Origin of the sequence: Citricoccus sp. CH26A, assembly GCF_000224415.1 — a bacterium.
GTDB lineage: Bacteria > Actinomycetota > Actinomycetes > Actinomycetales > Micrococcaceae > Citricoccus.
The window spans coordinates 1-25,116 of sequence record NZ_AFXQ01000002.1 but is presented as its reverse complement, the minus strand read 5'-3'; the positions used below and the strand labels follow the sequence as shown (position 1 = coordinate 25,116).

At 71.1% G+C, this 25,116-nt stretch carries 26 protein-coding genes and 1 pseudogene; 25 read left to right on the top strand and 2 right to left on the bottom strand.

Annotated elements, in window-relative coordinates; translation table 11 throughout:
• Window positions 1-118 precede the first annotated feature (118 nt).
• From pyrH to CITRI_RS0101420, 4 genes are all read left to right on the top strand, one after another.
• Window positions 119-937: a UMP kinase gene (pyrH, locus tag CITRI_RS0101435; RefSeq protein ID WP_010142775.1), complete on the top strand. Its 819-nt coding sequence runs from the start codon at window positions 119-121 to the stop codon at window positions 935-937.
• A 103-nt stretch (window positions 938-1,040) separates the two neighbouring features.
• Window positions 1,041-1,598, top strand: a complete 558-nt coding sequence (gene frr, locus CITRI_RS0101430; protein ID WP_010142774.1) for a ribosome recycling factor — start codon at window positions 1,041-1,043, stop codon at window positions 1,596-1,598.
• A gap of 15 nt (window positions 1,599-1,613) precedes the next feature.
• Window positions 1,614-2,525, top strand: a complete 912-nt coding sequence (locus tag CITRI_RS0101425; protein ID WP_010142773.1) for a phosphatidate cytidylyltransferase — start codon at window positions 1,614-1,616, stop codon at window positions 2,523-2,525.
• A 100-nt stretch (window positions 2,526-2,625) separates the two neighbouring features.
• Window positions 2,626-3,234 carry a DivIVA domain-containing protein gene (locus CITRI_RS0101420; protein WP_010142772.1) on the top strand — a complete coding sequence of 203 codons (609 nt, stop codon included), beginning with the start codon at window positions 2,626-2,628 and terminating at the stop codon, window positions 3,232-3,234.
• A gap of 7 nt (window positions 3,235-3,241) precedes the next feature.
• Here the strand turns inward: CITRI_RS0101420 and CITRI_RS0101415 are convergent, their stop codons facing one another.
• Window positions 3,242-3,727, bottom strand: a complete 486-nt coding sequence (locus CITRI_RS0101415) for an Lrp/AsnC family transcriptional regulator (RefSeq protein ID WP_029138944.1) — start codon at window positions 3,725-3,727, stop codon at window positions 3,242-3,244.
• 183 nt (window positions 3,728-3,910) lie between these two features.
• On the opposite strand from CITRI_RS0101415, the gene CITRI_RS0101410 reads away from it, so the two are divergent.
• The 5 genes from CITRI_RS0101410 to CITRI_RS20005 all read left to right on the top strand — a co-directional run bounded on the left by CITRI_RS0101410 (window position 3,911) and on the right by CITRI_RS20005 (window position 8,701).
• Window positions 3,911-5,086, top strand: coding sequence for a thiamine pyrophosphate-dependent dehydrogenase E1 component subunit alpha (locus CITRI_RS0101410; RefSeq protein ID WP_010142770.1), 1,176 nt, complete (start codon window positions 3,911-3,913; stop codon window positions 5,084-5,086).
• A complete protein-coding gene (locus CITRI_RS0101405) occupies window positions 5,083-6,135 on the top strand; it encodes an alpha-ketoacid dehydrogenase subunit beta (RefSeq protein WP_010142768.1) in 1,053 nt (350 codons plus the stop codon). The genes CITRI_RS0101410 and CITRI_RS0101405 overlap by 4 nt, the downstream gene beginning before the upstream one ends.
• Window position 6,136: 1 nt before the next feature.
• Window positions 6,137-7,474 (top strand): dihydrolipoamide acetyltransferase family protein, encoded by a 1,338-nt coding sequence (locus CITRI_RS0101400; RefSeq protein WP_040385330.1) that lies wholly within the window; start codon window positions 6,137-6,139, stop codon window positions 7,472-7,474.
• A 135-nt stretch (window positions 7,475-7,609) separates the two neighbouring features.
• On the top strand, window positions 7,610-8,344 hold the full coding sequence (locus CITRI_RS15795; protein ID WP_010142766.1) for a transposase: 735 nt from the start codon (window positions 7,610-7,612) through the stop codon (window positions 8,342-8,344).
• Between the two features lie 21 nt (window positions 8,345-8,365).
• Window positions 8,366-8,701: a transposase gene (locus tag CITRI_RS20005; protein ID WP_255347878.1), complete on the top strand. Its 336-nt coding sequence runs from the start codon at window positions 8,366-8,368 to the stop codon at window positions 8,699-8,701.
• Between the two features lie 283 nt (window positions 8,702-8,984).
• Here the strand turns inward: CITRI_RS20005 and CITRI_RS0101390 are convergent, their stop codons facing one another.
• Complete coding sequence (locus CITRI_RS0101390; protein ID WP_010142764.1) at window positions 8,985-9,449, bottom strand: GNAT family N-acetyltransferase; 465 nt, start codon at window positions 9,447-9,449, stop codon at window positions 8,985-8,987.
• A gap of 205 nt (window positions 9,450-9,654) precedes the next feature.
• Here CITRI_RS0101390 and CITRI_RS0101385 point away from each other — a divergent pair, with 205 nt between their 5' ends.
• From CITRI_RS0101385 to CITRI_RS15785, 16 genes and pseudogenes are all read left to right on the top strand, one after another.
• On the top strand, window positions 9,655-10,851 hold the full coding sequence (locus CITRI_RS0101385) for an acyl-CoA dehydrogenase family protein (RefSeq protein WP_010142762.1): 1,197 nt from the start codon (window positions 9,655-9,657) through the stop codon (window positions 10,849-10,851).
• Between the two features lie 97 nt (window positions 10,852-10,948).
• Window positions 10,949-11,335 (top strand): DUF485 domain-containing protein, encoded by a 387-nt coding sequence (locus CITRI_RS0101380; protein ID WP_010142761.1) that lies wholly within the window; start codon window positions 10,949-10,951, stop codon window positions 11,333-11,335.
• The gene (locus tag CITRI_RS0101375) at window positions 11,332-12,957 is read left to right on the top strand and encodes a cation acetate symporter (RefSeq protein WP_010142760.1); all 1,626 of its coding nucleotides are present in this window, start codon (window positions 11,332-11,334) and stop codon (window positions 12,955-12,957) included. Before CITRI_RS0101380 ends, CITRI_RS0101375 begins: the two co-directional genes overlap by 4 nt.
• A 113-nt stretch (window positions 12,958-13,070) precedes the next feature.
• Window positions 13,071-14,324, top strand: coding sequence for a 1-deoxy-D-xylulose-5-phosphate reductoisomerase (gene dxr / locus CITRI_RS0101370; protein WP_010142759.1), 1,254 nt, complete (start codon window positions 13,071-13,073; stop codon window positions 14,322-14,324).
• Window positions 14,321-15,682 (top strand): RIP metalloprotease, encoded by a 1,362-nt coding sequence (locus tag CITRI_RS0101365; RefSeq protein WP_010142758.1) that lies wholly within the window; start codon window positions 14,321-14,323, stop codon window positions 15,680-15,682. Before dxr ends, CITRI_RS0101365 begins: the two co-directional genes overlap by 4 nt.
• 25 nt (window positions 15,683-15,707) lie before the next feature.
• Window positions 15,708-16,013 carry a YciI family protein gene (locus tag CITRI_RS0101360; RefSeq protein WP_010142757.1) on the top strand — a complete coding sequence of 102 codons (306 nt, stop codon included), beginning with the start codon at window positions 15,708-15,710 and terminating at the stop codon, window positions 16,011-16,013.
• Complete coding sequence (locus CITRI_RS0101355) at window positions 15,959-16,975, top strand: hypothetical protein (RefSeq protein ID WP_010142756.1); 1,017 nt, start codon at window positions 15,959-15,961, stop codon at window positions 16,973-16,975. Before CITRI_RS0101360 ends, CITRI_RS0101355 begins: the two co-directional genes overlap by 55 nt.
• A gap of 61 nt (window positions 16,976-17,036) precedes the next feature.
• On the top strand, window positions 17,037-18,203 hold the full coding sequence (gene ispG, locus CITRI_RS0101350; protein WP_040385342.1) for a flavodoxin-dependent (E)-4-hydroxy-3-methylbut-2-enyl-diphosphate synthase: 1,167 nt from the start codon (window positions 17,037-17,039) through the stop codon (window positions 18,201-18,203).
• Window positions 18,157-19,101, top strand: a complete 945-nt coding sequence (locus tag CITRI_RS0101345) for a DUF4081 domain-containing GNAT family N-acetyltransferase (RefSeq protein ID WP_010142754.1) — start codon at window positions 18,157-18,159, stop codon at window positions 19,099-19,101. Before ispG ends, CITRI_RS0101345 begins: the two co-directional genes overlap by 47 nt.
• A gap of 73 nt (window positions 19,102-19,174) precedes the next feature.
• A complete protein-coding gene (locus CITRI_RS0101340) occupies window positions 19,175-19,978 on the top strand; it encodes a hypothetical protein (RefSeq protein WP_010142752.1) in 804 nt (267 codons plus the stop codon).
• Between the two features lie 55 nt (window positions 19,979-20,033).
• Window positions 20,034-21,854, top strand: coding sequence for a proline--tRNA ligase (locus CITRI_RS0101335; RefSeq protein WP_010142751.1), 1,821 nt, complete (start codon window positions 20,034-20,036; stop codon window positions 21,852-21,854).
• Between the two features lie 60 nt (window positions 21,855-21,914).
• Window positions 21,915-22,660: pseudogene (locus tag CITRI_RS15790) on the top strand (sulfite exporter TauE/SafE family protein).
• Window positions 22,661-22,670: 10 nt separating this feature from the next.
• A complete protein-coding gene (gene rimP, locus CITRI_RS0101325; protein ID WP_010142749.1) occupies window positions 22,671-23,234 on the top strand; it encodes a ribosome maturation factor RimP in 564 nt (187 codons plus the stop codon).
• A complete protein-coding gene (nusA, locus tag CITRI_RS0101320; RefSeq protein WP_010142748.1) occupies window positions 23,235-24,203 on the top strand; it encodes a transcription termination factor NusA in 969 nt (322 codons plus the stop codon). It begins immediately after the preceding gene.
• Between the two features lie 90 nt (window positions 24,204-24,293).
• Window positions 24,294-24,605: a YlxR family protein gene (locus CITRI_RS0101315; RefSeq protein ID WP_010142747.1), complete on the top strand. Its 312-nt coding sequence runs from the start codon at window positions 24,294-24,296 to the stop codon at window positions 24,603-24,605.
• A 135-nt stretch (window positions 24,606-24,740) separates the two neighbouring features.
• Window positions 24,741-25,116: translation initiation factor IF-2 N-terminal domain-containing protein (locus CITRI_RS15785; RefSeq protein WP_010142746.1), on the top strand; the 376-nt coding region annotated here is incomplete at its 3' end.

The following is a 25,116-nucleotide window of genomic DNA, read 5'->3' as shown; positions in this document are numbered from 1 at the left end:
GAACGACCTGGAAGGGGGTGGTCACCAGTCACTGGTGGCCACCCCCTTTGTCCTGCCCTATCCGGCACCATTCCGTCGGCGCAAGCCGCCAGCCCCGATGAGCCCAGGAGGCCCGCACATGCAGAGCACCGACCAGCGCACCACCCCGGACATCCGTGACGCGACGTCGTTCAACGAGTCCCGGGACCTGCAGCAGGCCCAGGCCGGCGACACCCACGGGGACCCGGGCCGGACTGGCAAGCGCCGCGTCCTGCTTAAGCTCTCCGGCGAGGTCTTCGGCGGCGGCAAGGTCGGCGTCGACCCGGACACCGTGCGCGGCATCGCCGACCAGATCGCCGGCGCACGCGGCCAGGTCGAGGTCGCCATCGTCGTCGGGGGAGGGAACTTCTTCCGCGGGGCCGAGCTCTCGGAGAACGGCATGGACCGGCGCCGCGCGGACTACATGGGGATGCTGGGCACCGTGATGAACTGCCTGGCCCTCCAGGACTTCCTCGAGCAGGCCGGCGTGGACACCCGCGTCCAGTCCGCCATCCACATGGAGCAGGTGGCCGAGCCCTACATCCCGTTGCGCGCCATCCGGCACATGCAGAAGGGCCGCGTGGTGATCTTCGGCGCCGGCACCGGCCTGCCCTACTTCTCCACCGACACCGTCGCCGCCCAGCGGGCCCTGGAGGTCGGCGCGGACGAGGTGCTGATGGCCAAGTCCGGCGTGGACGGCGTCTACACGGCCGACCCCAAGAAGGACCCGGGGGCGCAGAAGTACGAGCACCTGACCTACGACGAGGCGCTGCTGAACGACATCCGCGTGATGGACCAGACCGCCATGACCATGTGCAAGGACAACAAGCTGTCCATGATGGTGTTCGGCATGGAGGGGGACGGCAACGTCACCCGCGCGCTGCTCGGTGAGCGGATCGGCACCACCGTCACCGTCTGAGGCCACCGGCCCCCTCCATCCCCACCGTCCCGCCTCGTCCGGGCCATCCGGTGCCACCGGTGTCCTAGGATTGAGGCCACACCATCCGAACCGAGGAGACAACGTGACGCAGGAAACCCTTCAGGCCGCCGAGGAGCAGATGGAGAAGACCATCGAGGCCACGGGCGAGGACTTCGCCTCGGTCCGCACCGGACGGGCCAACCCCGGCCTGTACTCCAAGGTGATGGTCGAGTACTACGGCTCCTTCACGCCGCTGCAGCAGCTGGCCTCGTTCACCACCACCGACGCCCGGACCCTGCTGATCTCCCCCTTCGACGTCAGCGCCCTGCGGAACATCGAGAAGGCCCTGTCCGACTCGGAGATCGGCGCCAACCCGTCCAACGACGGCAAGGTCATCCGGGTCGTCATGCCGGAGCTGACCGAGGAGCGCCGCAAGGAGTACGTCAAGTTGGTCAAGTCCAAGGCGGAGGAGCACAAGGTCTCGCTGCGCAACTCCCGCCGCAAGGCCAAGGAGGCCCTCGACCGGATGGTCAAGGACGGCGAGATCGGCGAGGACGAGGGGAGCCGCGCGGAGAAGGAGCTCGACGCCCTGACCCGTAAGTACACCGAGACCATCGAGGACATGGCCAAGCGCAAGGAAGCCGAGCTCCTCGAGGTCTGAGCGGCACCGCACCCTATGACGTCCGAACCCTCCGCTCCCGCCGGGCCGCGGCCGGTCCCGGACCCGGGACCACCGCAGACCCGGCGGCAGCGGCGGGAACTGGAGGCGGCCCGGGCCCGGAAGGCCAAGGCCGGCCGCAACCTCCCCGCTGCCATCGCGGTCGGTGCGCTCCTGCTGGGTGGCGCCCTCGTCGGCCTGATCTGGCTGCCGGTCGTGCTGGCGATCCTCGTGGTCGCCCTGCTGCTGCTGGGCGTCACCGAGACGGCCAGCGCGATCTCTCGGCGCGGCCTGGACGTGCCCCGGATCCCGCTGTGGACCGGTGCCGTGGCGATGCCCCTGGGTGCCTTCGCCGGAGGCGCCGAGGCGCTCGTGCTGGCCCTGCTCGGCACGGTCCTGCTCATCCTGGTCTGGGCCGTCGCGGAGGACCTGCCGGCGCGTGGCGAGAGCGTCCTGGTGTCCGTGTTCATCGTGATGTGGGTGCCGTTCCTGCTCTCCTTCGCCGTCGCCCTGTTGCGCCAGGAGCAGGGCAATCTCATGGTGGCCTGCATGCTGCTCATGGTGGTGGCCAATGACACGTTCGGGTACATCGTGGGGGCCTCGTTCGGCCGGCACCCGATGGCCCCGAAGGTCAGCCCCAAGAAGTCCTGGGAGGGATTCGCCGGTTCGGTGGGCGGGTCCGTGGTGGTCGGGACCCTCGCGGTCCACTTCCTGCTGGACCACCCCTGGTGGGTCGGCAGTCTCCTGGGCCTGCTGACGGTCGCCTCCGCCACCGCGGGGGACTTCGCCGAGTCCATGGTCAAGCGTGAGCTGAACATCAAGGACATGGGTTCGATGCTGCCCGGGCACGGCGGGGCCATGGACCGGCTGGACTCCCTCGTGTTCTCCGCCCCGGTCGCCTACATGGTCTTCGCGCTGCCCTTCGTCTGACCCGGCCGTCCCACACTGCCCGGTCTCACCCCCCTCTCGTCCCGGCTGGCTACGATGGTCTCGGCACCACGACTTTTCCCGCAGAAGGAGCGCCTCCCCGATGGACCACGGCACGCGGCAGGACACGCAGGGGCTCGCGAGGCGGGTGATGGCCTCGGCCGACCGGCAGCCCTTCGACGTCGTCCCGCCGGACACGTTCGGCTACCACCGGCGCCAGGTCGACCGGTTCATGGCCCGGGCGCGTGTGGCCTATGAGGGCGCCGGGGGCCTGCGGTCCGCGGACATCCGCCGGATCGCCTTCGACGCCGTCAAGGGCGGCTACGCCGCCGACCAGGTCGACGACGTGCTGGACCGCCTCGAGGACGCCCTGGCCCAGGCCGAGCGTCAGGAGCGGATTCGCTCCGAGGGCGAGGACGCCTGGTCCGCTCGGGTGCAGGGGTCGGTGGAGATCCTCCGCGGACGGTTGCAGCGACCGGACGGGGAACGCTTCCGGCGTGCGTCCCGCGCGGACGCCGCCAGCTACGACGTCGGTGGCGTCGATGCGCTGTGCCGTCGCCTGCTCGCGCGGTTCGAGGGTCAGGACCCCCTGGACGCGAACGAGGTGCGCCGGGCCGTCTTCGCCGCCGCCACGGGGGCCGAGGGTTACGACGAGGCCCAGGTCGACGCATTCCTGGACGCGTCGATCGACGTCCTGACTGTGCTGGACTAGTGCGGGGCTAACCGTCCCCGGCGCCGCCGTCGAGCAGGGACTCGACCAGCGGCACGGTCCGCCACGGGACGAGCTCGGCCATCGCCAGGGAGGTGTCCGCACGCTCCACGCCCTTGATGGCGAGGATGCGGGTGTGGATCCGGAACAGGTCCTCCGCGTTGCGCGCGGCCACCCGGGCCAGTACGTCCGCGGACCCGGTCAGGCCGTACGCCTGGACGATCTCCGGGATCCGGGTCAGCGCCGCCGTGATCTCCGCCAGTTGCTGCTGGTGCACGTGGACCTGCACGAACGCGGTCAGCGGGTGCCCCAGGGCCGTCAGGCTGATCCGCCGTTCGAACGGCAGGAACACGTCCTCGGCGGTGAGCCGGGCCAGCCGCGCCTGCACCGTGTTGCGGGACAGTCCCAGGTACTGGGCCAGGGCCACGGTGGTGGCGTCCGGCATGTCAGACAGTGCGGCCAGGATCCGCAGGTCGGTGGTGTCCAGGGTGCGCATCATGCTCACGTTCTCACGGGTGTCGGGGGCGAAACGCGGGCAGGTTGCCCACTGCGCTGATCATATCTTGTGCACCCCTCGCAATGTGACTAGCATCACAACTCATCGCGGCCGACATCCAGGCCGCATCCACGGCGAGGGCCATCACCCACCCAGTGACGGGCCCGATCGAGGAGGACCCCCATGGGAACGGTCAGTCTGAACACCCCGCCCACCGGCATGCCGCACGTGCCCGAGCCGGACCTGCACCAGGTCCTGACACCGGAGGGCCACCGCCGTCCGGACCATGACCTGGACCCCTGGCTGGAGGACGTGACCGCGACCATGCTGGCGGGGCTGCACCGGGACATGACGGTGATCCGCCGCCTGGACACCGAGTGCACCCACCTGCAGCGCCAGGGCGAGCTGGCCCTGTGGCCACCGCTCCTGGGGCAGGAGGCCTCCCAGGTCGGTTCCGCCGCGGCGCTGCACCGTGAGGACTACGTGTTCCCCTCCTACCGGGAGAACGGGGTGGCCTACCTGCGGGGCGTCGACCCGCTCGGACTGGTCCGGCTGTGGCGCGGTTCCACCTACTCCGGCTGGAATCCGGCCGAGACCAACCTGGCCGCCCAGCAGATCATCATCGGCGCCCAGTCCCTGCACGCCGTCGGCTACGCCATGGGCCTGCGCCGGGACCACTCTGAGGCGGCTGCGATCAGCTACTTCGGGGACGGCGCCACCAGCCAGGGTGACGTCAACGAGGCCATGGTCTTCGCCGCCAGCTACCACGTACCGGTCGTCTTCTTCTGCCAGAACAACCACTGGGCGATCTCGGAACCGGTCACCCTCCAGGCCAGGCGGCACATCGCCGACCGCCCCTGGGGGTTCGGCATCCCGGCCATGCGCGTGGACGGCAATGACGTGCTGGCCGTGCTGGCCGCCACCCGCCGTGCCCTGGAGCGGGCCCGCAACGGCGGCGGCCCCACCTTCATCGAGGCGGTCACCTACCGCATGGGACCGCACACCACCGCCGACGACCCGACCCGCTACCGCTCGAAGGACGAGGTCGAGGCCTGGCGGGCCAAGGACCCCATCGACCGGGTGGAGGCCCACCTGGCCGCCACCCTGACGGACTCCGACCGGGACGCCCAGGGTGGGCCCCTGACGATCGAGGCGGTCCGCGAGGCGTCGGCGACGGCCGCGGACGAGATGGCCGCCGCCCTGCGGACCGGCCTGGCCGGGCTGGTCGACCCCGGCCCCGAGGCACTCTTCGAGCACGTCTACGCCGAACCCCACCACGAGCTGGCCCGCCAGCGCGAGCACTACCGGCTCTACCTGGCCCAGTTCGACGGCGAGCAGCTGGAGGCGGGGGCCCGATGAGCGCACAGGAGATCACCTTCGGCAAGGCCATCACGGCGGGCCTGCGGGCCGCACTGGCCGAGGACGAGAAGGTCGTGCTGATGGGGGAGGACATCGGCACCCTCGGCGGCGTCTTCCGCATCACCGACGGGCTGATGCAGGAGTTCGGGCCGGACCGGGTGGTGGACACCCCGCTGGCCGAGTCCGGGATCATGGGCACCGCCGTGGGACTGGCCTACCGGGGCTACCGGCCCGTGGTGGAGATCCAGTTCGACGGCTTCGTCTACCCCTCGTTCGACCAGATCGTCTCCCAGGTCGCCAAGACGTACTACCGCACCCGCGGCGCCGTGCCGATGCCGGTGACCATCCGGATCCCCTTCGGCGGCGGCATCGGCTCTCCGGAGCACCATTCCGAGTCCCCCGAGGCGTACTTCGTGCACACCGCCGGGCTGCGCGTGGTCTCCCCGTCCACGCCGCAGGAGGGTTACGACCTGATCCGGGCGGCCATCGCCAGCAATGACCCCGTGGTCTACCTCGAGCCCAAGCGCCGCTACCACGACCGCGGGCCGGTGGACCTCTCGGCCCCGCTCCGGCCCATGGGGCCGGCCGCAGTCGCCGCCGAGGGCACGGACGTCACGCTCGTGGCCTACGGTCCCCTGGTGAAGACCTGCCTGCAGGCCGCCGAGGCCGCCGCGGCCGAGGGCATCTCGATCGACGTCATCGACCTGCGTTCGCTCTCGCCCGTGGACTACGGGCTGATCGAGGCCTCGGTGCGCCGGACCGGACGACTGGTGATCACCCACGAGGCCAGCCGTACCGGGGGCCTGGGCGCCGAGATCGCCGCCACCGTGACCGAACGCTGCTTCCACTGGCTGGAGCACGCGCCGGTCCGCGTCACCGGCTTCGACATCCCCTACCCTCCGGCCAAGCTGGAGCACCACCACGTCCCGGACCTGGACCGGATCCTGGACGGCGTGGACCGGGCCCTGGGCCGGGCCAATTCCCTGGACTCGATCGACCCGTTCGCGCCACCCACGCCGCTGGCCGCCGACGGAACGGAGCGTGGCTGAGATGCTGAAGGTCTTCAACCTGCCCGACCTGGGTGAGGGGCTCACCGAGTCCGAACTGCTGGACTGGAAGGTCTCGGTCGGCGATTCCGTCACCGTCAACCAGGTGCTCGCCGAGGTGGAGACGGCCAAGGCCGTCGTCGAGCTCTCCAGTCCCTTCGAGGGCACCATCACCGCCCTGCACGGTGAACCCGGCGCGGTGGTGGCCGTGGGGGCGCCCATCGTGTCGTTCGACCTGCCGGGGGAGCCCGGGCAGGACGGGCCCGACGGCGCCGCCCCCGCCCGCTCCGACGGTCGCGTGCCCACGCTGGTCGGCTACGGCGCCGCCGCCGAGGGGGCCGGGCGCCCGGCCCGCAGGGCCCGGGCCGCTCAGGCGGTCCCGCCGGGACCGGTGGCCCCGGCACAGCCCTCCGCCGGCACCGGCGAACGGCCCCGCTCCACCCCGCCGGTGCGCAAGCTGGCCAAGGACCTGGGGCTGGACCTGGCCGCCGTGCCGGGCACCGGGCCCGGCGGGGCCGTGACGCGGGACGACGTGACCCGGGCCGCGGAGCCCGGCAGCACGATCGAGTCCGACAGCACGAGGGGGCTCGGCCGCCAGGTGGAGCCCGTGCCCGCCGCCGCGCGGACCCTGGGCGGACGGCCCCGCACGGAGGAGGAGGCCATCCGCTCCGTGCGCAAGGCCACGGCCGCGGCCATGACGGCGAGCGCCTTCACCGCACCCCACGTGACGGAGTTCCTCACGGTGGACGCCACCGAGTCCCTCGAACTGCTGGAGGCGCTCAAGGGCCACCGGGACTTCCGTGGACTGAAGCTGACCCCGCTGACCCTGGTGGCCCGGGCAGCCTGCCTGGCCCTCGAACGCACCCCGGGACTCAATGCCCGGTGGGACGGGGAGAACGGGCGGATCATCCGGCAGAACTACGTCAACCTGGGCATCGCTGCGGCCACGCCGCGCGGACTGATGGTCCCCAACGTCAAGGACGCCCAGGCGCTGGACCTGGCCGGGCTGGCCCGCGAGGTGGCCGCACTGACCGGGGCGGCGCGCGAGGGGGCGCTCACCCCGGATCAGCTGACCGGCGGAACGTTCACGCTGACGAACGTCGGGGTGTTCGGGGTGGACGCGGGGACGCCGATCATCAATCCGGGCGAGGCGGGGATCCTGGCGCTGGGCCAGGTGCGCAGGATGCCGTGGGAGCACCGCGGCGAGATCGCGCTGCGGCAGGTCCTCACGCTGTCCCTGTCCTTCGACCACCGGCTGGTGGACGGTGAACAGGGCTCACGGTTCCTGGCGGACGTGGGTGCGGTCCTGCAAGAACCGGGCATGGCCCTCGCGCTGTTCTAGTCGGGCTTCTAGACGGTATGTAGTGACCGCTCCGGCGTGGAGGGGTTGCGGGCCGGGGCCTCACTCACAGAGGTTCGTGGGTTACCGGACACGACGCCCCGTGCCCGGCCTTGCCGACAGTTGTGGGAGGCCCCGGTGTTTACCGAGCGTACGAGTGTCGGGCTCGATGTGCACGCACGATCCGTCGCGGCAGCGGCGATCGATGGCGTCACGGGAGAGCTCGTCCAATCCAGACTGACCCCATCGCACGAGCACATCCTCTCCTGGCTGCAGGATCTGCCCGGTCCGGTGGCCGTGGCCTACGAGGCCGGGCCGACCGGCTTTGGTCTCTGCCGGACGCTGAGAGAAGCGGGGATCCGGTGTGAGGTGGTGGCCCCGTCGAAGCTGCAACGCCCGGCCGGCGACCGGGTGAAAACCGATGCCAAGGACGCGGTGCACCTGGCCCGGTTGCTGAGATTGGATGAGATCACGCCCGTGGCGGTGCCTTCCGTCGACCAGGAGGCCGCCCGCGACTTAGTCCGAGCTAGGGAGGACTGCCGAGGAGATCTGATGCGGGCCCGACACCGGCTCTCGAAGCTCTTGCTGCGCCAGGGCCTGGTCTATTCCGGCGGCCAGGCGTGGACCGGCGCCCACCACACCTGGCTGGTGCACCAGGCCCAGCCGCAGCTGCTCCAGCGTGCGACTCGGTTAGCCTTCGATGCCGACTATGAAACGGTCATGGTTACTCTGATCCGCCGCAACCGGTTGGACAAGGACATCGCGGCGATGGCCGCGGAATCTGAGTTCACCCCGGTGGTGCGACGGCTCGGTTGCCTGCGTGGGGTCTCCACCCTGACCGGATTCGCCCTGGCCGTGGAGATCGGGGACTGACACCGGTTCACCGGAAACAGCATTGGATCCTTCGTCGGGCTGGTTCCCTCCGAGCATTCCTCCGGCCAGACCCGGTCTCAGGGGCCGATCACCAAAGCTGGCAACACCCATGTGCGCCGGCTTTTGGTCGAGGCCGCCTGGCACCACCGGGCCCGGTACACCATCGGCAAGACCATGCGGGATCGGTGGGACCTGGCCCCGGGGCCGGCCCGGGCCCGCGGCGATGCCGGCAACCGGCGCCTGCACGAGAGGTGGGTGCGGTTCCTTGCCCGCGACAAACGGGGCACGGTGGCCAACGTCGCCGTGGCCCGGGAACTGGCCGGTTGGTGCTGGTCGCTGGCCGTGATGGGCGACTGAACCCACAGACTGCTTCGTCTCCCGTGGTGCCGGTGGCAGCGCCTGGAGCGACCCGCGATTCGACTATGAGCAACCGGGCCAGGCCCGGCGACGCTCGACTCTAGACACGCGATCCCGCTCCTGCCGAACACCCCGTCCTGCGGTATCCGACCCGCGCATATCAGTCTGACCGCGCGTCGATCATTGACACGCTCACCGGACTCGGAAGGCGAAGCAAGAGGCGCCCGCCCCACGATCGGGGACGGGCGCCTCACCCTGCCACTTGACAGACGTCCACTACATATCAGTCGAGCTGCATGATCAGCTCGGTCACCACCTCGGAGCGGGCGTTGGAGAACGTCTTGTCCTCGCCCACCACCACGAAGCCACGGCGGGCGAGGATCTTCTGGGGGCCGACGTTGTCCGCGGGGACGTGGGCGCGGATGGGACGGTCCGTGAAGGAGGCGAGGAACGCGTCCACGGCCGAGGTGGTGATGCCCTGGCCCCAGTACTCGCGGGCGGTCCAGAAGGAGAGCTCGGGAACGGCGCCGATGCCGGACACGATCAGGGCGCCGGCCACCGCGCCGTCCTGCTCGATGGTCCAGACCTGGGTGTCCGCGTCGTTGAGCAGTCCTGACCAGTGGTAGTCGAAGACGCCCCGGTCCTGCGGGTTGCGCGGGGCGAAGGCGGCCATCTGGTTGGCCTCGGGATCCTGCTGGTGCTCGAAGAAGCGGTCCAGGTCCTCGGATCGGACTTCACGAAGTTGCACGGGACAGTGACCTCCTCGTCACGGGTAGCCGCCGGATCCGGCGCGGGCTCGGACCCACTGTACGCGCAATCAGGGCCGGATCCGTGCGTGGCGGCGATCGAACGGGCCCCGGGTCTCGACAGCCCGCGGTACCGGTGACTACGATCTCCATCAGATTCGGTTACTAACCATTCACTGAAACCCAGTCGCCAGGAAGGCCACCGTCATGACCACTGCCCCCCAGTCCACCCGAGGCGCCGTCGCCGGGCCGGAACTCGACGAGGACTACCGCGACCTCGTGGCCATGGTCCGGGAGTTCGCCAACGAGGTCGTCGCCCCGGTGTCCGCCGAGCTCGACGCCCGGCACGAGTTCCCGTACGACATCGTGCGCCAGATGGGCGAGCTGGGCCTGTTCGGGTTGCCGTTCCCGGAGGAGTACGGCGGCATGGGCGGGGACTACTTCGCCCTGGCCCTGGCCCTGGAGGAGCTGGGCCGGGTCAACCAGTCGGTCGCGATCACCCTGGAGGCCGGGGTGTCCCTGGGGGCCATGCCGGTCTACCGGTTCGGCACCGAGGAGCAGCGGCAGCAGTGGCTGCCGGAACTGGTCACGGCCCGGCGCCTGGCCGGATTCGGCCTGACCGAGCCGAACGGCGGCTCGGACGCCGGCGGGACGCAGACCACGGCCAGCCTGGCCGACGGCACCTGGACCGTCAACGGCGCCAAGGAGTTCATCACGAACTCCGGGACCGACATCACCAGCCTGGTCACGGTCACGGCGGTCACCGGGACCACCGAGGGCCGGGACGGGAAGCCGGCCAAGGAGATCTCGACCATCCTCGTGCCCTCCGGGACGCCCGGCTTCACGGTCGGCCAGGCCTATGACAAGGCCGGCTGGAACTCCTCGGACACCCATCCCCTGTTCTTCGACGACGTGCGGGTGCCCGAGGCCAACCTCCTGGGGGAGCGGGGGCGCGGTTACGCCAACTTCCTGTCCATCCTCGACGAGGGGCGCATCGCGATCGCGGCCCTGGCCACGGGGGCCGCCCAGGGCTGCGTGGACGAGTGCGTGGCCTACGCGAACACCCGGCTGGCCTTCGGGCAGCCGATCGGCAGGTACCAGGCCGTCTCCTTCAAGATCGCCCGGATGCAGGCGCGCGCCCACACCGCCCGGCTGGCGTACTACGAGGCGGCGGCCAAGATGCTGGCCGGCAAGCCGTTCAAGACCGAGGCCGCCATCGCCAAGCTGGTCGCCGGCGAGGCCGCCATGGACAACGCCCGGGACGCCACCCAGGTGTTCGGCGGCTACGGGTTCATGAACGAGTCGCTGGTGACCCGCCACTACCGCGACTCCAAGATCCTGGAGATCGGCGAGGGCACCACCGAGGTGCAGCTGATGCTGATCGCCCGTTCGCTGGGGCTCTGATCGACCAACCCTGTGATGGACTTCACTTTCTGTCTAGGATAACCACGTCATAACTCTCACAGGCATCCTCGTGATGCCGTCCTGACAAGGGGGCTTCGTGTCTTCAACACCACACCCCGACCTGGCTGACAACGGTCACGTCGACTTCCGGGCCGTACAGTCCACACCGCAGTTCCAGGAACTGCGCCGCACCCACCGGAGCTTCGTCTTCCCGTGGACCGTGGTGTTCCTGGTCTGGTACTTCCTCTACGTCATCCTCGCGGCGTACTTCCCCGAGTTCATGTCGATCAAGGTGCTCGGCAACATCAACCTCGGCATCGTCATCGGGCTGCTGCAGTTCGTCTCCACCTTCGTGATCACCGGCCTGTACGTGTCCTTCGCGAACCGCAGGCTGGACCCGAAGGCCACCGCCATCCGCGAGGAACTCGAGGCTCTCGATCCCTCCATCGCCAACCAGAGCCTCGCCGAGGGAGGAAACAAGTGAACATCGCCCCCGTCCTCACCACCGCCGCCGAGGGGACCAACGTCGGCGAGCCCTGGCTCAACATCCTGATCTTCGGCATCTTTGTCGCCATCACCCTGGTCATCGTGCTCAGGGCCTCGAAGAACACCAAGACCGCAGCCGACTACTACGCCGGCGGCCGCTCCTTCACGGGCACCCAGAACGGCACCGCCATCGCCGGCGACTACCTGTCGGCGGCCTCGTTCCTCGGCATCGTGGGCGCGATCGCGATCAACGGTTACGACGGCTTCCTGTACTCGATCGGCTTCCTCGTCGCCTGGCTCGTCGCCCTGCTCCTGGTGGCCGAGCTGCTGCGCAACACCGGCAAGTTCACGATGGCGGACGTGCTGTCCTTCCGACTGCAGCAGAAGCCCGTGCGCATCGCCGCTGCGCTGAGCACCCTGATGGTCTGCGTGTTCTACCTGTTGGCGCAGATGGCCGGTGCGGGCGCCCTGGTGTCCCTGCTGCTGGGCATCGACGACCGGCTCGGGCAGTCCCTCGTCATCGCCATCGTCGGCGCACTCATGATCGTCTACGTGCTCGTCGGCGGCATGAAGGGCACCACCTGGGTGCAGATCATCAAGGCCTGCCTGCTGATCGCCGGCGCCTTCATCATGACCGTCTGGGTGCTGGCCCTGTTCGGTTTCAATTTCTCGGCCCTGCTCGGTCAGGCCGTCGAGCTCAGCCCCCATGGCGAGGCCATCCTCAATCCGGGCCTGCAGTACGGCGTCAGCGAGGTCGCCAAGCTCGACTTCCTGTCCCTCGGCCTGGCCCTCGTCCTGGGCACCGCCGGCCTGCCGCACGTGCTGATGCGCTTCTACACGGTGCCCACGGCCAAGGAGGCCCGCAAGTCCGTGGTGTGGGCGATCGTGCTCATCGGCGCCTTCTACCTGTTCACCCTGGTGCTGGGTTATGGGGCCGGCGCGCTGATCGGCCCGGAGCGGATCCTCAGCGCCCCGGGCGGAGTCAACTCCGCGGCCCCCTACCTGGCCTTCGAGCTGGGCGGGCCGCTACTGCTGGGCCTGATCTCCGCCGTCGCGTTCGCGACCATCCTGGCGGTCGTGGCCGGACTGACGATCACGGCGGCCGCCTCCTTCGCTCACGACGTCTACGCCTCCGTGCTGGCCAAGCACAAGCCGAGCCCGGAGAAGGAGGTCAAGATCGCCCGCCGCACCGTCGTGGTCATCGGCATCCTGGCCATCGTGGGCGGTATCGGTGCGCAGGGCCAGAACGTCGCCTTCCTCGTGGCGCTCGCATTCGCGGTGGCCGCCTCGGCCAACCTGCCCACCATCCTCTACTCGCTGTTCTGGAAGGGCTTCACCACCCGGGGCGCGCAGTGGTCGATGTACGGCGGACTGGCCGCGGCGATCCTCCTGATCGTCTTCTCCCCGGTCATGTCGGGCACCGAGACCTCGATGATCCCGGGTGCCGACTTCGCCTTGTTCCCGCTGAAGAACCCGGGCATCATCTCGATCCCGCTGGCGTTCTTCCTCGGCTGGCTGGGCTCGGTCACCGAGAAGCGCGCCGAGGACCCGGTCAAGCAGGCGGAGATGGAGGTCCGGTCGCTCACCGGCGTCGGTGCCGAGAAGGCGGTCGACCACTGATCGGCTGACCGTCCCGACGGCGGCCCCGGACCACCTCGGTCCGGGGCCGCCGTGCTGTCCTGCCGCCGCGGCCGGTGCAGGCGCCTCCCAGCGGGCCCGGCCATAATGGACCGGTGACCTCCGCGCAGACCGCCCCCGCCACCGCCGTACCCGCCGCAGCCTCCGCCGGCGCCCCCGAACGTCGCCGGGTCACCCTGATCGGGTCCACCGGCTCGATCGGCACCCAGGGGCTGGACGTCATCGCCCAGGCCCCCGAGCGCTTCACCGTGGCCGGGCTCGCCGGCGGTGCCAACACCACGCTGCTGGCCCGGCAGGCGGTCGCCACCGGGGCCCAGGCCGTGGGCAGCGCCACCGCCACTACGGACGAACTGGCCCGGGCGATCGCCGCCGCCGCCGCCGAGGCGGGCGTCCCGGTGCCGTCGCAGGCCTTGTTCTCCGGGCCCACCGCGGCGGCCGAGGTGGCCGCGTGGGAGGACGCCGACGTCGTGCTCAACGGCATCACCGGCTCCATCGGCCTGGGGCCCACCCTCGCCGCCCTGCAGGCCGGGCACCTGCTGGCCCTGGCCAACAAGGAGTCCCTGATCGTCGGCGGGGCCCTCGTCCGGGCCGCTGCGGCCCCCGGACAGCTGGTCCCGGTGGACTCCGAGCACTCCGCGCTGGCCCAGGCCCTGCGCTCCGGGTCCGCCCACGAGGTCCGCCGGCTGGTCCTCACCGCCTCCGGCGGGCCCTTCCGCGGACGCGACCGGTCCCAGCTGGCCACCGTCACCCCGGCCGAGGCCCTCGCGCACCCCACCTGGGACATGGGGAGGGTGGTCACCACCAACTCGGCCACCATGGTCAACAAGGCCCTCGAGGTGATCGAGGCCCACCTGCTCTTCGACGTCCCCCTGGACCGGATCGACGTGGTGGTCCACCCCCAGTCCGTGGTCCACTCCATGGTCGAGTTCACGGACGGTTCCACCATCGCGCAGGCCTCACCGCCGGACATGCGCCTGCCCATCGCGCTGGGGATCGGCTGGCCGCACCGGGTGCCCGGCGCGGCACCGGGTTGCGACTGGACGCAGGCGGCCACGTGGACCTTCGAACCCCTGGACGAGGAGGCGTTCGGCGCCGTGGCCCTGGCCAAGCAGGCCGCCGCGGCCTCGCCCACCCATATGGCCGTCTTCAACGCCGCCAACGAGGAGGCCGTGGAGGCCTTCCACGACGGGGCGATCGGCTTCCTGGACATCGAGGACACCGTGCGCGCCGTGGTGGGGGAGTACGACCCGGACGCCGTGCTCGAGGGCCGGGGGCTGACGGTCGACTCCCTGGCAGCCGCCGAGCGCTGGGCACGCACCGCGGCGCGGTCACGCTGGGACGGGCGGTGACGGGCGTGGAGGTGCTCTGGTTCATCATCGGGGTGCTCGCCGTGGCACTCGGGATCGCCGTGTCGATCGCGTTGCACGAGGTCGGGCACCTCGTTCCCGCCAAGCTCTTCGGCGTGAGGGTCACCCAGTACATGATCGGGTTCGGTCCCACGCTGTTCTCGCGCCGCAGGGGGGAGACGGAGTACGGCGTGAAGGCCATCCCGCTGGGCGGCTACGTGTCCATGATCGGCATGTACCCGCCCGTGCACCCGGAGGCGGGGGAGCGGCCGCGTAACGCCAGTACAGGCATGTTCCAGCAGATGGCCACGGACGCCCGGCAGATGTCCGCCGAGGAACTGCGCCCCGGGGACGAGAAGAGGATGTTCATCGCCCTGCCGGTCTGGAAGCGGATCGTCATCATGCTCGGCGGTCCCTTCATGAACCTCGTCATCGCCTTCGTGCTCACGGCCGTCCTCGTCACCACCACCGGGATCGCCACCCCCTCCACCACCGTCTCGGAGGTCTTCCGGTGCGTGGTGCCCGCGGCCGTCCAGCAGGAGCGGGTCGCCGCCGGCCAGGAGGACTGCCAGCCCGGGGACCCGGAGGCCCCGGCCTTCGCGGCCGGCCTGCAGCCCGGGGACACCATCACCGCGTTCGACGGCACGCCCGTGCGGACCTGGGATGAACTCTCCGGCGCCATCCGGGATCGGGCCGGCCGGCCCACCGCCGTGACCTGGGAACGGGACGGCGTGGAGCAGGTCGGCACCATCACCCCGCGGCTCACCGAACGGCCCGTCACGGATGAGCTGGGCAGGGTCCAGGAGAACCCCGACGGCAGTCCCCGCACCGAGCAGGTCGGCTTCGTGGGCATGGGGTCGCAGGTCGAGAACGTCCCCGCCCCGGTGACGGAGGCGTTCCCGGTGATGGGCCGGCAGCTGCAGGCGACCGCCGAGGTCGTGGTGTTGCTGCCCGTGAAGCTCTGGGAGACCGCCGAGGCGGTGTTCGGCCCCGAGGAGCGGGACCCCAACGGACCGATGTCCGTGGTCGGCGTCGGCCGGATCGCCGGTGAGGCGGCCGCCCTGCCGGAAGTGCCCCTGGCGGACAAGGCCTCGATGCTGCTGTCCCTGGTGGCCGGCGTCAACGTGGCCCTGATGGTGTTCAACCTCATCCCGCTGCTGCCCCTGGACGGCGGACACGTGGCCGGGGCGCTGTGGGAGGCGATCCGCCGCGTGTGGGCCAGGATCACCCGGCGCCAGGACCCCGGCCCGTTCGACATCGCCCGGCTCCTGCCGCTGACCTACGTGGTGGGCATCGCCCTGCTGGGCATGGGGTTGCTGCTCATCGTGGCGGACATCGTGGAACCCGTCCGCTTGTTCTGACCCGCCCCTGACCTAGGGTGGGGGCATGGAGAAGATCTTCGCCGTCCAGTACACCTACGTCGCCGGGCTCGGGGAGGAGCGCGATGCCCACCGCGCCGCGCACCGCGAGTTCCTGACCTCCCTGGGGCCGGCCATGGTGGCCGCCGGGGCCTTCGTCGACGACCCCTCGGCCGCCCTGCTGCTGGTCCGCGCGGACTCCGATGAGGCCGTCCGGGACCTGCTCGACGGCGACCCGTTCAAGAAGCAGGGCCTGATCCACTCCACCGACGTCCACGAGTGGAGCTGCGCCGTGGGGGAGCAGGCCGCGGTGATCCGGGGCGGGGCCTCCTGATCCGCCCGAGCCGCCGGACACTGCTGGCCGGGCTCACCGGGACCGGCACCGCCGCGTTCCTCACCGCCTGCACCTCCTCCGACGGTGCTCCGGGCGGGACCGGGGCGCCGGCGTCGGCCCCGGCCCCCACCCGGGCAGCGTCCCCGGCCCCCGCCCCGACGACGGCCCCGGAGCTGCCCGGGGGCGGCAGCCGGCTGTTCCCGGACCGGCGGATGGTCGCGCTCTACGGGACTCCCGGCACCGGTGCGCTCGGGATGCTCGGCGAGCAGGACGTGGACGGGGCGATCGCCCGGGCCGCGGAACTGGCCGCCGAGTACCAGGAGCACAGCCGGGAACCGGTCATCCCGGCGTTCGAGATCATCTCCACCGTGGCCACGGCCGCCCCCGGCCCCACCGGGGACTACAGCACCCCGGTGGACCCCGACCGGTTGCGCGCCTGGGTCGAGGCGGCCGGCGAGGCGGACACCTACGTGGTGCTGGACCTGCAGCCGGGGACCGCGGACTTCCTCAGCCAGGCGCGGATGTTCGAGGACCTGCTGGCACGGCCCCACGTGGGCCTCGCCCTGGACCCCGAGTGGCGGTTGCGGCCGGGACAGCGGCACATGCGGCAGGTCGGCCAGGTCTCCGCCGCCGAGGTCAACGAGGTCACCGCCTGGCTGTCCGGACTCGTGGCCGCGCACCGGCTGCCGGAGAAGCTGGTGATCCTGCACCAGTTCCAGGTGCGGATGATCCCGGACCGTCAGGACGTGGAGTCCCGCGACGGACTGGTGCTGATGGTGCACGCGGACGGTCACGGGACCCCGGACCAGAAGCTCCAGACCTGGCGGGCCCTGAAGAGGGACCTGCCGGCCGGGATGCGCCTGGGCTGGAAGAACTTCGTCGATGAGGACCACCCGACGTTCACGCCGGAGCAGACCATGACCATGGTCACTCCCCAGCCGTGGTTCGTCTCCTACCAGTAGACTGGGCTCGAATCCTAACCGTCAGTGAACCAGGAGTCCCTCCGTGCCCGTCAGCCTCGGCATGCCCGCCGCCCCGCCGCCCGTCCTGGCCCCGCGCCGCAAGACGAGGCAGATCTCCGTGGGCAGGGTGGGCGTCGGCTCGGACCACCCGGTCTCCGTGCAGTCGATGACCACCACGAAGACCCATGACATCGGGGCGACCCTGCAGCAGATCGCCGAGCTCACCGCCGCCGGCTGTGACATCGTGCGCGTGGCGTGCCCCACGGACAAGGACGCCGCCGCCCTGAAGGTGATCGCCCAGCAGTCCACGATCCCGGTTATCGCGGACATCCACTTCCAGCCCAAGTACGTCTTCGCGGCGATCGAGGCCGGCTGCGGCGCCGTCCGGGTGAACCCGGGCAACATCAAGCGCTTCGACGACCAGGTCAAGGAGATCGCCCAGGCCGCCTCCGAGGCCGGCACCTCCATCCGGATCGGCGTCAACGCCGGCTCCCTGGACAAGCGCCTGCTGGAGAAGTACGGCCGGGCCACCCCGGAGGCCCTCGTGGAGTCCGCGGTCTGGGAGGCCTCGCTGTTCGAGGAGCACGGCTTCCGGGACTTCAAGATCTCGGTCAAGCACAACGACCCGGTGGTCATGGCCCGCGCCTACGAACTGCTGGCCGCGCGCGGTGACTGGCCGCTGCACCTGGGCGTGACCGAGGCCGGACCGGCCTTCCAGGGCACCATCAAGTCGGCCACCGCCTTCGGTTACCTGCTGGGCCAGGGGATCGGGGACACCATCCGCGTCTCGCTGTCCGCGCCGCCGGTCGAGGAGATCAAGGTCGGCCTGCAGATCCTGCAGTCCCTGAACCTGCGCGAGCGCAAGCTGGACATCGTCTCCTGCCCGTCCTGCGGACGCGCCCAGGTGGACGTCTACTCGCTGGCCGAGGAGGTCACCGAGGGTCTCAAGGACCTGACCGTGCCCCTGCGCGTGGCCGTCATGGGTTGCGTCGTCAACGGCCCGGGCGAGGCCCGCGAGGCCGACCTGGGGGTGGCCTCCGGCAACGGCAAGGGCCAGATCTTCATCAAGGGCGAGGTCATCAAGACCGTCCCCGAGGACCAGATCGTCGAGACCCTGCTGGCGGAGGCGCGTCGCATCGCGGCCGAGTCCGGCATCGAGGACGGCAGCGGGGAAGGGACTGATGGCCGGGATCCTGTCCAGGGCTCGCCCGTGGTCACCGTCAGCTGACGACGCCGTCCGCCGGGCCACCGGCGGAGTCGTCCGCGTCCTGACGCCCGCGGACACCGCGGCCCTGGCCGCGCTGGCCGCCGCGGACCCGGTGGCCAACTGCTTCGTCGAGTCGATCCTCGAGAACGGCCGGCACGCCGGCAGCACCCGCTCCGGCGGGTCCCTCTTCCTGGGCATCGACGCCGCCGCAGCGCCTCCGGCCCCCGGCCGGGCCCCGGGACGCGTCCCCGGGCTGGAGGCCGCCTGCTGGGTGGGCGCCAACATCGTCCCGGTCGGCGCCTCCCCCGAGGCCGGCGCACTGTTCGGCCGCGCCCTGCTGGCACTGCGGCGCCGCTACGCCTCCGTCTACGGCCCTCGCGACGCCGTGCTCTCGATCTGGCAGGAACTGGGACGGGGCCCCCAGCGTGCGCGCCAGGTGCGCGACGAGCAACCGCTGATGGTCCTGCCCGGTGCGCCCGCCGTCGAGCCCTCGCCCCGGGTGCGGCCTGCCCGGCCGAAGGAGTTCCACACCGTGCTGCCGGCCTGCGTGGCGATGTTCGAGGAGGAACTCGGGTTCTCGCCACTGGCCAACGGTGCCGTGCAGTACCGGCTGCGCGTGGAGGACCTCATCCGCAACGGTCATTGCCTCGTGGACCTGGACGACGCCGGCCGGGTCCGGTTCAAGGCCGACCTCGGGGTGGTCTCGGCCCGGTGCTCCCAGATCCAGGGGGTGTGGGTGGACCCCTCGCTGCGCGGCCGCGGGCTGGCGGCGCCCTCGATGGCGGCGGTCGCGGCCTACGCCCACACCATCACGGAGCACGTGAGCCTCTACGTCAACAGCTTCAACACGGCCGCCCTGCGGACCTACCGGACCGTCGGGTTCGAACAGGTCGGCACGTTCGCCACCGTGCTGCTCTAGCCGGTCCACGGCACGCGGGTGACCTATGCTTTCCTAGTCATCACCACCGGCGTCCAGAAAGCACAGCCTGGCCATGAATCCTCACCCCTTCCGCCCTGCCCCCGCGCTGCGGGCCGTCCTGGGCGCCGGCGTGCTGGCCCTGGCCCTCACCGCCTGCGGCGGGCCCGGCACGGAGGGGGAGACCACCCCGGCCCCGCCCACGGAGCCGGCCACCGGGTCGGCCATGGAGGCCACCCCGAGCGCCTCGACGACCCAGGACGGGGCGGCCTCCGGCATCGAGGCCGCCCTCAAGGCCGTCCTGGGGGAGCAGGCGCAGATCGTCAGCGGGGACAGGCTCCAGCAGCTGACCGAGAGCGCCCAGGGCGTGACCGCGGAGATGACGGTCACCCCCGAGGAGTGCGGCCAGCAGGGACTGGGAGCGCAGACGGGCCGGTTGCCGGAGGGCACCGAGCTGGTCGGAGGGATCGTGGTCGACGCCGAGGACCCGGCCGCCCCGGCGTCTGACATGCTCAGCGTCACCCTGTTCCCGGACGCCGCCGCGGCCACTGTGGCCCTGGCCGACTACGAGGAGTTCGCCCGGGCGTGCTCGTCCTACACGATCGGGATGGGGGAGGGGATGACCGCCGAGGCCACCCTGGAACTCGCCGACGTGGAGGCCGACGCCGACGCCGCGCTGGCCATGACGATCGGCACGTCCGTGTCGATCGAGGACGTCGACCTGCCCGAGGGCACCGAGTCCTCCACCTCCACCACCCTCTACGTCCAGGACGGCGAGAGACTGGTCACCTACGCGGGTTCCCGCGTCGGGGACCGGACCGTCCCCGTCGAGGAGGGCCTGGAGAAGGTCGATTCCCTGCGCGCCGAACTCGACGGCTGAACACCGTCCCCCGCTTTCCCAGACCGCAACACCGTACCCACCGATCGGAGCCGAAGTGCCCCTGCGCATGTCCACCCTGTTCCTCCGCACCCTGCGTGATGACCCGGCCGACGCCGAGGTCGCCAGCCACCGGCTGCTCGTGCGCGCCGGCTACATCCGCCGAGCCGGCCCGGGCGCCTTCACCTGGCTGCCGCTGGGCATGCGGGTGAAGAACCGGGTCGAGCAGATCGTGCGCGAGGAGATGGACGCGATCGGCGGCCAGGAGGTCCAGTTCCCGGCCCTGCTGCCCAAGGAGCCCTACGAGGTCTCCGGGCGCTGGGAGGACTACGGCGACGGCATCTTCCGCGTCAAGGACCGCAAGGGCGCCGACTTCCTGCTTGCGCCCACCCACGAGGAGATGTTCACCCTCCTGGTCAAGGACCACTACTCCTCCTACAAGGACCTGCCGGCGTACCTGTACCAGATCCAGACCAAGTACCGGGACGAGGCCCGGCCGCGGGCGGGCCTGTTGCGGGTGCGGGAGTTCATCATGAAGGACTCCTATTCCTTCACCGTGGACGACGCCGGCCTCGAGCGTGCGTACCAGGACCATCGGGCCGCCTACCTGCGCATCTTCGCCCGGTTGGGCCTGGAGGTCGTGCCGGTGCAGGCCACGGCCGGCGCGATGGGCGGCTCCGCCTCGGAGGAGTTCCTGCACCCCTCGCCGATCGGCGAGGACACCTTCGTGGAGTCCGACGGCGGCTACCGCGCCAACGTCGAGGCGGTCACCACCGTGGCTCCCGCACCGCTGGACGAGGCGGCGCTCGCGGGCGCCCCGGCGGCCGAGGTGAAGGACACCCCGGACTCGACGACGATCGCGGCCCTGGTGGAGGTGTCGAACCAGCTCGCCCCGCGTGTGCAGGGTGAGTGGACCGCCGCGGACACGCTCAAGTGCGTCGTGGTCACCGCCGTGCTCGACGGCGAGCAGCGCCGGCCCTTCGTCGTCGCCGTGCCCGGGGACCGGGACGTCGACCTCAAGCGGCTGGAGTCCGGCGTCGGGGAACTGCTCGGCGCCACGGGCGAACCGACCCTCGAGGCGGCCACCGAGGAGGACCTGAGGAAGGTGCCCTCCTTCGTCAAGGGGTACATCGGCCCGGCCCGGGTCGCGGCGGACGGTGCGTCGACCCAGTTCCTGGGCGGCGAGGCCGAATCCGGCGTGCCCTTCTTCGTGGACCCGCGGATCGCCCCCGGCACCCCCTGGATCACCGGGGCCAACGCGCCCCAGCAGCACGTCTTCGGCCTCGTGGCCGGGCGCGACTTCACCTGGGACGGCGTCGTCGAGGCCACCGCGGTGCGCGACGGCGACCCGGCCCCGGACGGCTCGGGTCCCCTGCGGACCCGTCGCGGCATCGAGATGGGCCACATCTTCCAGCTCGGCCGCCGCTACGCCGAGGCACTGGACCTGAAGGTGCTCGACGAGAACGGCAAGCAGGTCGTCGTCACCATGGGCTCCTACGGCATCGGCGTCACCCGGGCCATCGCCGCCCTGGCCGAGTCCAACCACGATGAGAAGGGCCTGGTGTGGCCGCGGGCCGTGGCTCCGGCCGACGTCCACGTGGTGGCCACCGGCAAGGGCGAGGAGATCTTCGCCGCCGCGGAGGAACTGGTCGCGGGCCTGGAGGAGCGCGGACTGACGGTGCTCTACGACGACCGGAAGAAGGTCTCCGCCGGAGTGAAGTTCTCTGACGTGGAACTCATCGGCATCCCCACCTCCGTGGTGGTGGGCCGCGGGCTCGCCCACGGCGTCGTGGAGGTCAAGGACCGGGCGACCGGGGAGGCCCGGGAGGTGGAGGTGGCCACGGCCGCCGACGTCATCGCCACGCTCGTGGCCGGCTGAGCCGGGCGGGAGGGGACCGTGCTGACGGGGCTGGAGGACATCACCGCCGCCACGGTGGTCATGATCGTGCTGGCGGGCCTGGCCGCCGGCTGGATCGATGCCGTCGTGGGCGGGGTGGCCTGCTCCAGCTGCCCGTCCTGCTGATGGTGCCCGGCATCTCGCCCGTCCAGGCGCTGGCCACCAACAAGATGGGGTCCGTCTTCGGCACCACGACGAGCGCCGTCACGTACTACCGGCGCGTGCACCCGGACCTGCGGACCGCGTTGCCGATGGCCGGGGTAGCCCTGGGGGGCAGCTTCTGCGGGGCGATCGTGGCCACGCTGCTGCCGGCCGAGGTGATCAAGCCCGTCATCGTGCTGGCGCTGGTCGGGGTGGCCGTGTTCACCGCGGCCCGGCCCCAGCTGGGCCGGGACACCGGGCTGCGGTACGAGGGCCGGCGGCACCTGGCCGTCGCGATCGTCATCGGCCTGGTCATCGGCTTCTACGACGGCCTGCTCGGGCCCGGGACCGGGACCTTCCTGGTCATCGCGCTGGTGGCGATCCTCGGCTACGACTTCCTGCAGGGCTCGGCCAAGGCCAAGATCGTCAACCTAGCCACCAACCTCGGGGCCATCGCGTTCTTCCTGCCCTCGGGCCACGTCCTGCTCGGGCTGGGGCTCATCCTGGGCGCGGCCAACATGGTGGGCGGCTACGTCGGTGCCCGCATGGCGGTGCAACGCGGTGCCGGGTTCATCCGCGTGGTCTTCCTCATCGTGGTGTTCGTGCTGATCGCGCGGCTGGGATACGACCTGTTGCTGGGCCGGTAACCTAGGGCGAATGACTGAGAACCCCACAGCCCGTCAGCCGGGCTCGCTCGCCGAGCTGGTGGCCCCCGCCGTCGAGGCCGCCGGGATGTACTTCGAGTCCGTCACCGTGGCGGGCGATCCCGGGCACCGCAGCCTGCAGGTCGTCGTCGACCGCCCCGAGGGCACCGCCGGGCTGGACCTGGACGACGTGGCCGCCGTGGCCACCGCGGTGTCCGAGGCGCTGGACGCCGCCGGGGACCACCTGCCGGAGCTGGGCAGCGAGCCCTATCAGCTCGAGGTCTCCTCGCCGGGCGTCTCGCGTCCGCTGACGGAGCCGCGTCACTGGCGCCGCAACGTGGGGCGCATGGTGACCGTCTCGCTCGGCGGGCAGGAGATCACGGCGCGCATCCGGGAGGCGGACGCGTCCGGCGTGGTGCTCGTCCCCGTGCGTGCCGGGGCCAAGAAGGGGATGCCCGCCAAGGTGGGGGAGCCCGAACGCCACGCCTACGACCGCCTCGGCCCGGGGCGGGTGCAGGTAGAGTTGTCCAGCGGTGGCGGCGATGCCTCCCGCGAACAACTGGACACGGAGGTCTGAGTGGACATCGACATGAGCGCGCTGCGGCTGCTGGAGAAGGAGCGCGAGATCCCGCTGGACAAGCTCGTGCCCACGATCGAGCAGGCCCTCCTGGTCGCCTACCACAAGTCTCCCGGCGCGTTGCAGCAGGCCCGCGCCGAGCTGGACCGCAAGACCGGTCACGTGACCATCTGGGCCACCGAGCTCGATGAGGACGGCACGGCCGTCGGGGAGTTCGACGACACCCCCCAGGGCTTCGGCCGGATCGCCGCGTCCACGGCCCGGCAGATCATCCTGCAGCGGTTGCGCGACGCCGAGGACGACCAGATCCTGGGCGAGTTCAAGGGCCGGGAGGGTGAGCTGATCTCCGGGCTCATCCAGCAGGGCACCAATCCCCACATGATCCAGGTCAGCCTCGGGTCCGTCGAGGCCGTCCTGCCGCCGCCGGAGCAGGTCCCCGGTGAGGACTACTCCCACGGCACGCGCCTGCGGGCCTACGTGGTGGACGTCCACCGCGGCCTGAAGGGCCCCTCCATCACCCTGTCCCGCTCGCACCCCGGACTGGTCCGGAAGCTGTTCGAGCTGGAGGTCCCGGAGATCGCGGACGGTTCGGTCGAGATCCTGGCCCTGGCCCGCGAGGCCGGGCACCGCACGAAGATGGCCGTGAAGTCCACCCGGCCCGGTGTCAACGCCAAGGGAGCGTGCATCGGTGAGATGGGATCGCGGGTCCGTGCCGTGATGAGCGAGCTGAACGACGAGAAGATCGACATCGTCGACTACAGCGAGGACCCGGAACGGTTCATCGCCAGCGCGCTGTCCCCGGCCCGCGTGAGCTCCGTCACGGTGGTGGACGCCGCCACCCGCTCCGCCCGGGTGGTGGTGCCGAGGGACGTGCTGTCCCTGGCCATCGGCAAGGAGGGCCAGAACGCACGCCTGGCCGCCAAGCTGACCGGTTGGCGCATCGACATCGCCGGCGAAGACCGCCCCTGAGCCCCGGGCGACCCCGGTGGGGGCGCGCGAACGACGACTGGGGTAGACTGGTTCAGGTCCAATTCCCTTCCGAAGGCAGAACGACTCCCGATGCAGGCACACACCCCGGTGCGGACCTGCGTCGGATGCCGAGGCAGGGAGGACCACACCAAGCTGGTGCGACTGGCGCTGGACGGTGTCACGGGTTCCCGATCCGTGGTGCCCGACCCACGCCGCCGCATGCCGGGCCGAGGGGCTTGGCTCCACCCGGACCCCGCTTGCCTGCAGACCGCCCTGAAGCGAGGCGCATTCAACCGGGCCTTCCGTGGCCCGGTCGACGCGACCGCCCTGGCCGGGCTGCTCGCCGGGCACCCGGATGCACCGGCACTGAGAACGAACGACGAGAGCGGGTCAGAGATCTGATGGAAACCCGATGAGCACCAAGCGATGAGTGCCCAACGATGAACACCTTAGACGTACATCGGTCCGTCTGACGCGGTCTAGGAGGAGCCCCCGGCTCCACCCACAGGCCACGGCGCGGACCAGAACAGGAGAACCGTGGCCAAGGTCCGCGTCCACGAGCTCGCCAAGGAGCTCGGAATTTCATCCAAGGAGGCCCTGAACAAGCTTCAGGACATGGGCGAATTCGTCCGCTCCGCCTCCTCGACCATCGAACCCCCGGTGGTCAAGAAGCTGCGCTCCGCCTATGCGGACGCCGCTCCCAAGTCCTCGGGTGCCCCGGCCCCGGCCGCGAAGGCCCCTGCCGCCAAGCCCGCCACCGCCGCAAAGCCCGGTTCTGCCGCGCCCAAGCCCGGCTCGGCCGCGCCCAAGCCCGGTTCGGCGGCCCCCCAGGCCCCGGCAGCACCGGCGCCCGCACCGGTCGCCCAGGCCCCGGCAGCACCGGCCCCGGCCGTGGAGACCCCTGCCGCCCAGG